The following is a 12,944-nucleotide window of genomic DNA, read 5'->3' on the forward strand; positions in this document are numbered from 1 at the left end:
AATAATAATAGAGCTTGTACAAATACAATGTGGTTGGGAGCTGTTGAAGCATAGACCGTAAGTTACCTTTTCCCCGCAGTACCTTTCCCATTGTAAATCAACGAAGGAAGGACATCCATTTATGGCTTTACGAAGAATCTTAGCTGTTGACGACGAACCATTTAATTTAGAAATCATTGAAGAGATTTTAGAGGACTTAGACTTTGATTTAAAAACCGTTGATAGCGGTCATGAATGTCTAGCTGTGGTTGAAGAGTTTGATCCTCAAGTTATTTTACTTGATGTAAGCATGCCAAAGATGAGCGGTTATGAGGTATGTAAGGCGATTAAAGCCAACCCAAACACACAGCACATTATTGTTATGTTTGTGTCGGCAAGAGGTTCAGTTGAAGAGCGAATGGAAGGCTACTCGGTTGGTGCTGAAGATTATATTGTTAAGCCGTTTGGCCAAGGTGAGTTAAAAGCTAAGTTAACGAACTTGAACCAAATGCTATTAGAAAAAGATATTCTGGCTCAGCAAATTGAGGATGCAACCTCCACGGCATTTAGCGCCATGGCTAATAGCAGTGAAATGGGGCAAATTGTTACCTACATTGAGCAAATCGGTGACATAGAAACGATCCCGCGGCTGGCAGAAGCGTTATGTCAATGTTTAAAGGGACTGGGACTTAATTGTAATGTTGAGGTTCGGCTTGAGGGACAAAAGCATCACTTTGCAACTATGGGTATTTGTTCGCCAATCGTGGTTGAATTATTTGAGATCTTACACACCAAAGGACGGTTACATGAATTTACCAATCGCATATTGGTTAACTATCCGTTTTTGAGTATTTTGATTCTCAATATGCCGGGAGACGATCCTGATAAACACGGGAGATTGCGAGATCATATTTGTTTTATTGCCAGTGTAACGGAGCAACAGTTGATTGCCATTTCTACAAAACGCAAGCTAGTACAGCAACATGAAGATTTGGAAGAAGCGATAAAAATGGTACAAGGTAAGTTTAACAGCATGGTGTCGTTGCTTGATAAAAATCGTCAAGAAAACGAAGAAGTGTTCCGTTCATTACAAGAGCTATTCGAAGAGCGCATTCCAACGATGGGTCTAGATGAAGATCAGGAGATGTTTATCTATCAAAACGTCGATAAAGCGATTCAAAGTTCAGTCGCACGAGAAGAAAGTGTGCGAGAAGTGAAAACCGCTTTCCATGATATCGAAGAAGACTTAAAACTACTCTCACGACGCTCAGAATAGCAACCCTACTTCCAATACTGCCGTAGGTCGCGCTTTAGCGCGACTTCTTTAGCTTTTATAGCGCAGCTTTTTTATCGTGATTCTCTCAACCTATTTTGCTGTAGGTCGTGCTTTAGCACGACTTTTTATCGCGACAATCCTGCTAAGCGTCTCGTGGTAAACCCTTTTCAATAATGCGGATCAGCCTTGCTTTTTTGCGCTCATGTTGGTCTGACTTTTGTCTTTGTTGCTCCAGCGCCCAGTCGATATGTTCGATAACAAGGGGAGTGGCGTTTTGCCGCTTTTCTTCAAGTGCTATAACGATTGCTTTATCGTATTGCGCATTGCCAAGACCAACGGCTAAGTTTCGTAGCCAACGCTCATGTCCAATTCGCCGAATGGGGCTACCTTCGGTGTTTTTCAAAAATGTTGCTTCATCCCAAGCAAATAAGCTCAATAATTGCTGATCTTTCAGGTGAGTTCGCGGCAAAAAGTCGGCTTCTTCCGTTATTTGACCATAGCGATTCCATGGGCAAACTAACTGGCAATCATCACAACCGTATATCCGGTTGCCCATTTTTGCCCTAAACTCCTCTGGAATAGCACCCTGAAGCTCTATGGTGAGATACGAAATACAACGTCTTGCATCGACGACATAAGGTTCGACTATAGCGCCTGTGGGGCATAAAGTTAGGCAGGCGGTACAACGGCCGCAACCTTCTTCTTGGTTTGGTTCATCAATAGGAAGAGGAATATCAACAAACAGCTCACCCAAGAAAAACCAAGAACCTGCCTGCTTATTGATCACTAAACTATTCTTTCCACGCCAGCCAAGTCCTGCTTTTTCTGCAATTTGTCGCTCCAGCACTGGGGCAGAGTCAACAAAAGGGCGAAACCCTAACGCCCCGACTTCTTGCTCAATTTTTTGTCCAAGCTGCTTGAGCCTGTTGCGCATCACTTTATGATAGTCTCGGCCTAATGCATAACGAGAGATGTAGGCGGTGGTTTTATTACCAAGCGCTCTGGCAAAGCTGGCATCTGGTGGCAGGTAGTTCATTTTTACCGAAATAATACGCTGAGTGCCAGGAACCAATTCAGCGGGGCGAGCACGTTTCATTCCATGCGCCGCCATATACGCCATCTCACCATGATAGCCTGCGTCTAACCAGCGCTGAAGTTGCGCTTCATGCTCGCGTAAATCAATGTCGGTTATACCGACTTCTGCAAAGCCAAGTTCTTGGCCCCATTGCTTAATTTGTGTTGCAAGTTCACTATAATTGATATTATCGGTCGTCACGGGAAGAAATTATGGCTAATGAATACACGGACAATTTACCACAATTTGCTTATTCAGCCCAACAAGTGCAGCAATATGAAGCAAAAGCCGCTAAGTTATCAGGCACTGATCTAAGTACCTTAATGCAACGAGCTGGGGCCGCTGCATTTCGCTTTATTGAAAACAGCCAGTCTAAATCCAGCCATATCTTAATTATCACCGGCAAAGGCAATAACGCGGGAGACGGTTTTGTCGTCGCTCAATTATGTCAACAGGCAGGGTTTTCCGTCACCGTGTTTGCGTTATTTGCACCCGACAGCTTAACGGGCGACGCGCAGCAGGCATTTTCTCAATATCAAGGCGCATTGGCTTTCTCGTTGAACGAAGTAGAGTTAAGTCAGTTTACGGTTGTGGTTGATAGCGTGTTCGGCACTGGTTTTAGAGGTGAGTTGCCTGAGCATGTTTGCCGTTGTTTTGACAGCATAAATAAACTGCCGGTTATTAGGTTGGCACTTGATGTACCGAGCGGTATAAATGCCACAACAGGAGAAGTTTCATCTAGTGCATTTTTAGCTACCGAAACCATCACCTTTATCGCGTTAAAACAGGGCTTACTTAGCGGCTCAGCGAAGCGTTTTGTGGGAACGTTATTGTTAGCCGACTTGGATGTTGGTGAAGCATTCAGAACTCTAGTAACGCCAACTTCTAATTATTTAAATCATGAAACATTAATGGCAGCAAGGCCACTGCGAGCACTAGATAGCTATAAAAATGCACATGGTCATGTGTTACTTATTGGTGGTAATCGTGGCATGGCTGGGGCAATTCGATTGGCAGCAGAAGCCGCTTTGCGAGCAGGGGCGGGCCTTGTATCGGTCGCTACTCATCCTGATAATATCGCGAGCGTCTTACAGGGACGCTTTGAATTAATGGTGCACGGTGTTGAGAGTGCGAATGAGTTATCGCCACTGATGAAAAAAGCCAGTGTGATAGTGCTTGGTCCCGGGCTTGGTCAAGACGCTTGGGCAAAATCACTTTTTAATTGTGCGATGGCAACTGAATTGCCGATGGTTGTGGATGCTGATGGGCTCAATTGTTTAGCGCATGCACCGAGGCAAAAATCAAACTGGGTGTTAACGCCTCACCTAGGTGAAGCTAGACGATTATTGAACCACTTAGAGACACCGCTAAATGAACACGACCGCTTCGCGGTGGCTAAAAAAATTAGCCATGAATATGGCGCAATTACGGTACTAAAAGGGCCGGGCAGTTTGATATCTGAAGGTGAGCGGATAAATATTAATCGTTCAGGCTGTGCAGGAATGGCGAGTGCTGGGATGGGCGATGTTTTATCTGGTATCATAGGCGGTTTAATTGCCCAAGGGATGGAAGCATTTGCTGCAACAAACCTAGCCGTGTATATTCATGGTTTAGCTGCCGAGCAGGCCGCCCATGATGGCGAAAAAGGTATGTTGGCCGGGGATTTATTCGAACATATTCGGGGTATTTTAGGGTGACGACAGGTCATATGAAATTCGATTTGGCTGATGAGCCAGCAACAGTTGCCATGGGTAATAAAATTGCCAATGTTATTCGTCAAGGTGCGGTACTATTTTTACACGGTGATTTAGGCGCAGGTAAAACCACGCTCACTCGCGGGATCGTGCAAAGCCTTGGTCATTCAGGTAAGGTAAAAAGTCCAACTTATACCTTAGTTGAACCTTATGAACTGGATGATGTCTCAATATATCATTTTGATTTATATCGATTAGGTTCGCCTGAAGAGCTCGAATACATGGGGATCCGGGATTACTTTGCAAGTAATGCTATCTGTGTTGTTGAGTGGCCTGAAAAAGGTGAAGGCTTTATTCCAAACCCAGATATAGACGTCACAATGCAGTATGCTGGTGATGGCCGTCAAATCACACTTGAGGCCAAGTCTAGCCGCGGCGAGGCACTATTAAAACAATTACAAGATTATGCGTAATCAGCCGACTATTAGTTATATTTTCATTTTTATCTGCATGCTCTTAACGAGCATGCACAGCATCGCCCAAAACGCCATCGAAAGTGTGCGTGTTTGGCCCTCCCCAGAAAGCACTCGTATTGTTTTTGATATGAGCGATAAGCCGGATTACAGCTATTTTGTGCTGAAAAATCCACTGCGCTTGGTGATCGATCTTGAAAACACCAAGCAACAAAAAGACTTTCCGAGTGTTCCTGACGAACATCGCGTTGTAAACAAGGTGCGCCACAGCAAACCGAAAAACAGCAATTCTGCACGTATTGTTGTGGAGCTAAGTCGTAGCGCTACGCCAAAAATCTTTGCGTTAGCACCAACCGGTCCGTATAAAAACCGCTTAGTCGTTGATTTGTATGGTAAGCAGATGAGCGCTTATGATGATATAAAAACTGCCACACCACGAAAAACACTCGCGCAAGATAGAGATATTGTCATCGCCATCGATGCCGGTCATGGCGGTGAAGATCCGGGTTCTATTGGACCTTCAGGTACTTATGAAAAGCTCGTAACCATTCAAATTGCGAAGCGTTTAGCACGCTTAGTCGATAGCCAGCCGGGAATGAGCGCAAAGCTTATTCGTACTGGCGATTATTACCTCAAGTTGAATACGAGAACTGCAAGAGCGCGCGAAAGAAAAGCAGATTTCTTTGTGTCTATTCACGCAGATGCCTTCACCAGCCCTCAACCACGCGGTGCGTCGGTCTGGGTGTTATCACTGCGCAGAGCAAATTCTGAAATAGGTAAATGGCTAGAGGACAAAGAAAAACACTCACAACTACTAGGAGGGGCTGCTGATTTAATTAAAGATACGGCCAACGAAAAGTATTTAGCCAAAGCGCTACTTGATATGTCGATGGAACATTCGATGAAAACCGGGTTTCAGGTCGCAGAAGAAGTTGTCAAGGAGCTGAAAAAAGTAGCAAAAATGCACAAAAGCAGACCACAAGCTGCAAACTTTGGGGTACTAAAATCACCAGATATACCTTCGATCCTGGTGGAAACAGGCTTTATTTCAAACCCTCAAGAAGAAAAACTATTAATGTCTCCGCACTATCAAGAGCGTTTAGCTCGGGCTATTTTTAGTTCGATAAAGGGCTACTATGAGAAGAATCCACCGGATAACTCGCTTTTTGCGCGTATGCAATCCAACAAGCCGGTAACGCATAAAGTAAAAAGTGGCGAGTCATTGAGTGTGCTGGCTAGCCGTTATGGTATTACGGTCAGTGAACTGAAAAAAGCAAATAATCTGAAAAACAATACCTTGTTTATTGGGCAAGTCTTAACTATTCCAAAAGCGTAAATGATGACGATAGAAATACTTCCAGCTCGGTTGGCCAACCAAATCGCTGCCGGTGAGGTGGTGGAGCGTCCAGCATCCGTCGTGAAAGAGTTGGTGGAAAACAGTATTGATGCTGGTGCGACGCGTATTCAAATAGACATTGAGCGCGGAGGACACAAGCTCATTCGGATCCGTGATAATGGCCACGGTATTGTGAAAGACGAGCTGATGTTGGCGTTGTCTCGCCACGCGACAAGTAAACTGAAAAGTTTGGACGATCTGGAATGTATTGCTTCGCTTGGCTTTCGAGGTGAGGCGCTGGCATCCATCAGTTCAGTATCGCGGCTGACTCTGAGCTCTAAGCCGCAAGCGCAAGAAACTGCGTGGCAAGCTTTCGCTGAAGGGCGAGATATGGCTGTGCAGGTTCAACCTACCGCGCATCCAGACGGCACCACCATTGAAGTCAAAGATCTGTTTTTCAACACGCCTGCGCGCAGGAAGTTTTTACGCACCGAAAAAACCGAGTTTAGCCATATTGATGAATTGGTTAAGCGCATCGCATTGAGCCGTTTTGATGTTGCTATCACGCTCACTCATAACCAAAAGGTGGTTCGTCAATATCGCCCACGTACTATTGAAAAAGGGGTTGAGCGAGTCGCGCAAGTTGGTGGCAAAGCATTCTTACAGCAAGCAAGCTTTATTGACTCAGGGCATGAGGGATTAAGATTATTCGGCTGGGTGTTACCTGCGGGAGTAAACAACGGCACCCAATATACCTATGTAAATGGTCGTATGATGCGAGATAAACTCATCTTGCATGCGATTCGTCAAGCATTTGATGAATCAATCGGGCATGACGAGCTCCCCGGTTTTGTCATATATCTTGAGTTAGACCCGAGACAAGTTGACGTTAACGTCCATCCTGCGAAACATGAAGTTCGTTTTCATCAAGCGCGCTTGGTTCACGATTTTATTGTACAAGCAATAAAGCAGGTCGCGACGGAACAAATTGATCTACCTTGTACAATCGAGACTGAGACTCAAGCACCTGATACCACCTCGCCATTATTTACGCCTCAAGAACAGGTAGATGAAACCTACCATCAAAGTTATCGTTCAACCTTACAGCCAGAAACACAAGCGCAGGCCTATTCGGCTCCAAGTGCTTTTGGCGAGCGTTCTGAAGCATCAAGAGCAGCCCCAAGTAGTGGTCGAAGTAATTATGGCGGTGCAACAGGTAGTGGCAAAAAGCAGGTCAATGTAAACCAGCTCTATCAAGGGCTATCACACCAACAAATGCAGCACTTCGATCAAATTGAAGAAGGTGCATTACCGCCAAGTGAAGTAAGTAGCGTCCCGATAGCCGCCAGTAAATCTAGCTGGATGTTGTTGCCACAAGGCAAAGTTATGCTTGAGCAAGACAATCAGTTGTTGTTTGGTGATTGTAGGCAGGGACTATTGCCATATTGGCAGATGCAAATTGAACAAGATGGCACACTGCAAGGCAAAGCGCTGTTGTTACCTGTGCGCATCAAGTTAGATAAAGCCGCACTGGAAGCATTACAGCAGCGTGAAACTTGGTTGGCAATTTTAGGGTTTGCGATTGAAATTTTTGATGGCCATATTTTAGTTAAAAAATTGCCTGTGTCGCTCTATAGCATAGATGTTGGTGAAATTTCTAAGCAAATGATGGAACCAAGCTCAGATGCTAAGCTCCAAGATTGGTTACAGTGGCTAGAAGTCTCAACACCCAGTAGTTATTTCGATAGTCAGCATTTTGATTTAGTTAAAGAAAAATTACTTTCAAAAGCCTCATGTTTGGCTCGTATTCATAAAAGTGCGGTTACAATTGATGCCCAGAAGTTGGTCAGTTTTTTAAGTTCGCAGTAATTCGTGCCTAAGTAGGTATTAATTACCATGTACTATCAGCTATAATAGGAGATTAGTGCAGTTTATTAGTAGGTTAGATGTGAACAAGTTACCTGTCATTACCCTTATGGGACCGACAGCAGCGGGCAAAACCGCATTGGCCATAGAGTTATGCCAAGCGTTAAATACCGAAATCATCAGTGTAGACTCGGCGTTAGTGTACAAAGGTATGGATATCGGTACGGCAAAGCCGAGCGCACAAGAGCAAGCTCTGGCACCACATCACCTAATTGATATTATTGACCCTGCACAAAGCTATTCGGTTGCTGAGTTTCGTGCTGATGCTATTAAACTAATTGATGATTTTCATCAGCGTGGCAAGGTGCCAATTTTGGTGGGTGGCACGATGATGTACTTTAAAGGCTTGATTGAAGGTCTGTCGCCATTACCAGAGGCTGATGTCGAAATCAGAGCGGTATTGGAACGCGAGGCTGAACAAAAAGGCTGGCCTGCAATGCATCAACAGTTAAAAGAGATTGACCCAGAAGCCGCGGCCAAAATCAGCGAAAACGACTCGCAGCGCATAAATCGCGCTTTGGAAGTTTATCGTATTAGTGGTAAAACGATGACTCAATTGCAGCAAAGCAAACAGGATGCATTGCCGTATCAATTTCATCAATTTGCGATTGCACCAAGTGACCGAAAAGTCTTGCATGAACGTATAGAGAAAAGATTTGAAATAATGTTGGATGAAGGCTTTAAAAATGAAGTTTTGGCCTTATATCAACGTAAAGATTTACACCCTGATTTGCCTTCTATTCGCTGTGTCGGATATCGGCAAATGTGGGAGTATTTAGCTGGCGAGTGCGATTATAACGAAATGGTTTTCAAAGGCGTCGCAGCGACCAGACAACTGGCGAAGCGGCAATTAACTTGGCTGAGGGGGTGGCAAGATGTGACTTGGCTTGACACCGATAGTCAAGAAAACTTGCAACGTGTTCTAACTTCGCTAAGCTAATAGTAGTTGTTAAATCAGCGTGTTCTGATTAAATCAACGACCTGACATAATAACACCTAAAACGAAGGATAAGAAAATGGCAAAAGGCCAATCTTTACAAGACCCATTTTTGAATGTCTTGCGTCGTGAGCGCATTCCTGTCTCAATTTTTTTAGTGAATGGCATTAAATTACAGGGCAAGATCCAGTCATTTGACCAATTTGTGATTTTGCTTGAAAACACAGTAAACCAAATGGTTTACAAACACGCCATCTCCACTGTGGTTCCAGCTCGTGCGGTTAACTTCCAAAATGCAACAGGAAGTGAAGCGGGCGACCAAAGTGAAGAAGGTAATTATTAATTCTTATTAGTAGGAGCTTAATGCTTGTTTGACCGTTATGAAGCCGGCGAACAGGCAGTCTTGGTTCATATAGAATTTCCTCACGAAGGAGATCGCGAAGATCTACGTGAATTGGAAATGCTAGTTTCTTCTGCTGGTGTTAGTAGTGTGGCGGTTGTGCAAGGCAGCCGTCAAGCACCACATGCAAAGTTGTTTGTCGGAACGGGTAAAGCTGAAGAAATTGCCGAGATTGTCAACATCCACAACGCAGATGTCATCATATTTAACCACCAACTCAGTCCCTCACAAGAGCGCAATTTAGAACGCGTTTGTAAGTGCCGAGTGTTAGATAGGACAACGCTGATCTTAGATATTTTCGCGCAAAGAGCCCGTACCCACGAAGGTAAATTGCAGGTTGAGCTTGCTCAGCTAAGGCATATCTCTACGCGCTTAATTCGAGGATGGACGCACTTAGAAAGGCAAAAAGGGGGGATCGGCTTACGTGGTCCGGGTGAAACCCAATTAGAAACCGATAGACGGTTACTAAGAGAGCGAATTAAGAGTATTCGCAAACGATTAGACAAGGTAGCCGTTGTGCGTGAGCAAGGGCGTCGAGCGCGAAGTCGCAATGAGATCCCAACAGTTTCTCTGGTAGGTTACACCAATGCGGGTAAATCGACGCTGTTTAACAAAATTACGGATGCCGATGTTTATGCTGCGGACCAACTGTTCGCAACGCTGGACCCTACGCTACGAAAGATAGAAATCGATGATGTTGGCCCTGTTATCTTAGCAGATACAGTTGGTTTTATTCGTCATTTACCTCATGACTTGGTAGCAGCATTTAAGGCGACTTTAACAGAGACTCGTGAGGCAGATTTACAGCTTCATGTCATCGATGTTGCAGATCCGAGAAGAAAAGAAAACATAGAACAGGTACAATTGGTTCTAGAGGAAATTGAAGCTAATGACATTCCTCAACTTTTAGTCTACAACAAAATTGATCTAATGGACGAAGTTGCGCCTAGAATAGATAGAGATGATGAAGGAAAACCGATCAGAGTGTGGTTAAGTGCCCACTCTGGAGAAGGGATTTCGTTGTTATTCGACGCCGTTAAAGAGTTGTTGGCAAAAACCGTTTTCACAGCTGAGCTTGCCGTACCTCCTGCGCTTGGGCGTTTACGAGGTGCGCTATTTGAGCTCAATGCCGTGGATGAAAAAGGCTACGACGAGCAAGGCAACTGGCTTGTTTCGGTAAGAATGCCAAAAATCGAATGGGAGAAGCTCAATAAGGAATTCGGGCGAAATCTCAATGATTTGGTCGTTGGTAGTTAAAAATCGTCAATTTCGAGCGTATTTTTATATGAGAGTCGCTCGAATTTTGTTAGATTTAACCTAATTCATTTAAATAACAATGGAGTATAGCTATGGCCTGGAACGAACCGGGTAATAATGGCAATGATAACGATCCGTGGAAAAACCGCGGGGGGCGGGATCAAGGCCCACCTGATCTAGATGAAGTATTCCGTAAATTTGGTAATAAATTCGGCGGTATTTTCGGCGGTAAGCCGGGGAAAGGTGGTAATGGCGGATTAGGCGGTGCTGGTTTCGTCTTTATACTTATTATCGCAGCCATCGTATGGGCACTAAGTGGTATTTACACGGTAAAAGAGGCTGAACGCGGCATCGTGTTGCAATTTGGTAAGTTTGACCGTATTGCTGAGCCGGGTCTGCGTTGGAAAGCCACGTTCATCGAACGTGTTATTCCTGTAGATATTGAAGCGGTGCGTTCATTATCGGCTTCAGGCTTTATGCTTACGGAAGACGAAAACGTCGTGAGTGTTGAGTTTGAAGTACAATATCGTGTTGTAGACCCAACGCTTTATCGTTTCAGTGTGACCGATGCTGATCACAGTTTACAACAAGCGCTAGACAGTGCTCTGCGTTATGTTGTGGGCCATTCTCGCATGGACCAAGTGTTAACTACGGGCCGTGAAGTGGTTCGTCAGCGCACTTGGGAAGAGCTAAATAGTATTATTGAACCATATAACCTTGGTTTAATTGTTACTGACGTTAACTTTAAAGATTCTCGTCCGCCAGCAGAAGTAAAAGACGCATTTGATGATGCGATTGCTGCACAAGAAGATGAAGAGCGCTTTATCCGTGAAGCTGAAGCTTATGCGAAAGAAATTGAACCACGAGCGCGTGGTCAAGTGACTCGTATGACGCAAGAAGCAGAAGCTTATCGCGAGCGTATAATCCTTGAATCTCGAGGTGAAGTAGAGCGCTTTGAAAAGTTACTGCCAGAATACCAAGCTGCGAAAGAAGTAACACGTAAACGCTTATATATTGATGCAATGGAGCAAATTTTGGGCCGTAGCTCAAAGGTATTGGTTGATGTTGAAGGTGGTAATAATATGCTGTATCTACCACTTGATAAGATTATGCAATCCCATAACAACGCTTCATCACCAGTACGTTTACCAAATCAGAGCGATATTGAGCAGCTTCGTAGAACGATTGAAGGTACTCAACAGCAAAATAGTTCTGTCAATTCAGGTGGTGATAGATTTAATCGCGACAGATTTGGTAACGGGAGATAATCGATATGAAGAATTTTAGTCTACTTCTATTAGTCACTGCCGTGATCATGTCTTTCTCTGGTATCTTTGTGGTAAATGAAGGTCAAAGAGCGATTGTATTGCTATTTAGCAAGGTACAAAAAGATGAGAATGGCGATGCGTTGGTGTATGAACCAGGCCTTCATCTGAAAGTACCTTTCTTTAGCCAAGTACGTAAATTAGACGCACGGATCCAAACCCTAGATGGTCAACCTGATCGCTTTGTAACGAGCGAGAAGAAAGACTTGATCGTGGATTCTTACGTGAAGTGGCGCGTGAATGACTTTAGCGCTTATTACCTACGTGCACGTGGCGATAAACAGTATGCTGAAACGCTACTTAAGCAAAAGGTTAATAACGGTCTAAGAACAAACTTCGGTTCACGTACTATCAAAGAGATAGTATCGGGTGAACGTAGCGAGCTAATGGAAGAAGCGTTAGTTCAAGCGTCAGAAAGTGCAACTGAACTTGGTATTGAAGTGCTGGATGTCCGTGTTAAGCAAATTAACTTGCCTAACGAAGTAAGTAACTCAATCTACCAGCGTATGCGTGCGGAGCGTCAAGCAGTGGCGAAAGAGCACCGTTCAGAAGGTCAAGAGAAGGCGGAGACCATCCGTGCTAATGTTGACCGTCGTGTTACCGTAATGCTCGCAGATGCTGAGCGTAATGCTCGTGCGGTTCGCGGTCAAGGTGATGCAACGGCGGCAAACATTTACGCTAAAGCATATAACAAAGATCCTGAGTTTTTCGGGTTTGTTCGTTCGCTTGAAGCATATAAAAATACCTTTAAAGATAAGAATGACGTTATGGTGTTATCACCGGATAGCAAGTTCTTTGATTATATGAAGGATGCAAAAGCTCAATAAGATGATGCTTTTAAAATGATAGTAAAACCCCGCCTGCCAGCGGGGTTTTTTATTGGCGCGATATAGTCACAAACTTTAGATGATGAAATCACACGTTTTATGCCGCAAAAAAACACACTGTAGCAACGTCCTTATGTCGCGAAAAAACACACCGTAGCAGCGATTTTATGTCGCGAAAAAACACATTGTAGCAGCGACTTTATGTCGCGAAAAAGCCTACCGTTGCAGTGGACTTTATGTCGCGAATAAACACACCGTAGCAGCGGTTTTATGTTTCGAAGAAACACGCCGTAGCAGCGATTTTATGTTGCGAAGAAACACACGGTAGCAGCGCCTTTATGTCGCGAAGAAACACATTGTAGCAGCGCCTTTATGTCGCGAAGAAACACACGGTAGCAGCGACTTTATGTCGCGACCAACAATAAAAAAGCGGCCAATA

The 12,944-nt window shown here is 44.4% G+C and carries 11 protein-coding genes; 10 read left to right on the forward strand and 1 reads right to left on the reverse strand.

The genetic code is table 11. The annotated features are described in order from the left end of the window. Window positions 1-121: 121 nt before the first annotated feature. Window positions 122-1,255: a response regulator gene (locus tag CWC03_RS07310; RefSeq protein WP_138581203.1), complete on the forward strand. Its 1,134-nt coding sequence runs from the start codon at window positions 122-124 to the stop codon at window positions 1,253-1,255. 142 nt (window positions 1,256-1,397) lie between these two features. Here the strand turns inward: CWC03_RS07310 and queG are convergent, their stop codons facing one another. Further along, complete coding sequence (queG, locus tag CWC03_RS07315) at window positions 1,398-2,531, reverse strand: tRNA epoxyqueuosine(34) reductase QueG (RefSeq protein ID WP_138581204.1); 1,134 nt, start codon at window positions 2,529-2,531, stop codon at window positions 1,398-1,400. Between the two features lie 11 nt (window positions 2,532-2,542). Here queG and CWC03_RS07320 point away from each other — a divergent pair, with 11 nt between their 5' ends. The 9 genes from CWC03_RS07320 (at window position 2,543) to hflC (ending at window position 12,505) form a co-directional block, all read left to right on the forward strand. Continuing rightward, window positions 2,543-4,027: an NAD(P)H-hydrate dehydratase gene (locus CWC03_RS07320; RefSeq protein ID WP_138581205.1), complete on the forward strand. Its 1,485-nt coding sequence runs from the start codon at window positions 2,543-2,545 to the stop codon at window positions 4,025-4,027. 11 nt (window positions 4,028-4,038) lie between these two features. Further along, on the forward strand, window positions 4,039-4,497 hold the full coding sequence (gene tsaE, locus CWC03_RS07325) for a tRNA (adenosine(37)-N6)-threonylcarbamoyltransferase complex ATPase subunit type 1 TsaE (RefSeq protein WP_209319077.1): 459 nt from the start codon (window positions 4,039-4,041) through the stop codon (window positions 4,495-4,497). Then, window positions 4,490-5,833: an N-acetylmuramoyl-L-alanine amidase gene (locus CWC03_RS07330; protein WP_138581206.1), complete on the forward strand. Its 1,344-nt coding sequence runs from the start codon at window positions 4,490-4,492 to the stop codon at window positions 5,831-5,833. The genes tsaE and CWC03_RS07330 overlap by 8 nt, the downstream gene beginning before the upstream one ends. Before the next feature lie 3 nt (window positions 5,834-5,836). Beyond that, the gene (mutL, locus tag CWC03_RS07335) at window positions 5,837-7,702 is read left to right on the forward strand and encodes a DNA mismatch repair endonuclease MutL (RefSeq protein WP_249313972.1); all 1,866 of its coding nucleotides are present in this window, start codon (window positions 5,837-5,839) and stop codon (window positions 7,700-7,702) included. A 106-nt stretch (window positions 7,703-7,808) separates the two neighbouring features. Next, on the forward strand, window positions 7,809-8,699 hold the full coding sequence (miaA, locus tag CWC03_RS07340; protein WP_212748146.1) for a tRNA (adenosine(37)-N6)-dimethylallyltransferase MiaA: 891 nt from the start codon (window positions 7,809-7,811) through the stop codon (window positions 8,697-8,699). Window positions 8,700-8,775: 76 nt separating this feature from the next. Continuing rightward, window positions 8,776-9,039, forward strand: a complete 264-nt coding sequence (gene hfq / locus CWC03_RS07345; RefSeq protein ID WP_128728666.1) for an RNA chaperone Hfq — start codon at window positions 8,776-8,778, stop codon at window positions 9,037-9,039. A 24-nt stretch (window positions 9,040-9,063) separates the two neighbouring features. Next, the gene (gene hflX, locus CWC03_RS07350) at window positions 9,064-10,353 is read left to right on the forward strand and encodes a ribosome rescue GTPase HflX (RefSeq protein ID WP_010605651.1); all 1,290 of its coding nucleotides are present in this window, start codon (window positions 9,064-9,066) and stop codon (window positions 10,351-10,353) included. 92 nt (window positions 10,354-10,445) lie between these two features. Beyond that, on the forward strand, window positions 10,446-11,621 hold the full coding sequence (hflK, locus tag CWC03_RS07355; protein ID WP_138581208.1) for an FtsH protease activity modulator HflK: 1,176 nt from the start codon (window positions 10,446-10,448) through the stop codon (window positions 11,619-11,621). A 5-nt stretch (window positions 11,622-11,626) separates the two neighbouring features. Continuing rightward, window positions 11,627-12,505, forward strand: a complete 879-nt coding sequence (gene hflC, locus CWC03_RS07360) for a protease modulator HflC (protein ID WP_138581209.1) — start codon at window positions 11,627-11,629, stop codon at window positions 12,503-12,505. Window positions 12,506-12,944 lie beyond the last annotated feature (439 nt).

The organism is Pseudoalteromonas sp. S2755, from assembly GCF_005886535.1.
Lineage (GTDB): Bacteria > Pseudomonadota > Gammaproteobacteria > Enterobacterales > Alteromonadaceae > Pseudoalteromonas.

Bases quoted from the DNA above. Each gene is read 5' to 3' on its own strand.
- CWC03_RS07320 (WP_138581205.1), top strand. From the start codon at position 2,543: ATGGCTAATGAATACACGGACAATTTACCACAATTTGCTTATTCAGCC.
- CWC03_RS07310 (WP_138581203.1), top strand. From the start codon at position 122: ATGGCTTTACGAAGAATCTTAGCTGTTGACGACGAACCATTTAATTTA.
- hflC (WP_138581209.1), top strand. From the start codon at position 11,627: ATGAAGAATTTTAGTCTACTTCTATTAGTCACTGCCGTGATCATGTCT.
- hflK (WP_138581208.1), top strand. From the start codon at position 10,446: ATGGCCTGGAACGAACCGGGTAATAATGGCAATGATAACGATCCGTGG.
- mutL (WP_249313972.1), top strand. From the start codon at position 5,837: ATGACGATAGAAATACTTCCAGCTCGGTTGGCCAACCAAATCGCTGCC.
- CWC03_RS07330 (WP_138581206.1), top strand. From the start codon at position 4,490: ATGCGTAATCAGCCGACTATTAGTTATATTTTCATTTTTATCTGCATG.
- hfq (WP_128728666.1), top strand. From the start codon at position 8,776: ATGGCAAAAGGCCAATCTTTACAAGACCCATTTTTGAATGTCTTGCGT.
- tsaE (WP_209319077.1), top strand. From the start codon at position 4,039: ATGAAATTCGATTTGGCTGATGAGCCAGCAACAGTTGCCATGGGTAAT.
- miaA (WP_212748146.1), top strand. From the start codon at position 7,809: ATGGGACCGACAGCAGCGGGCAAAACCGCATTGGCCATAGAGTTATGC.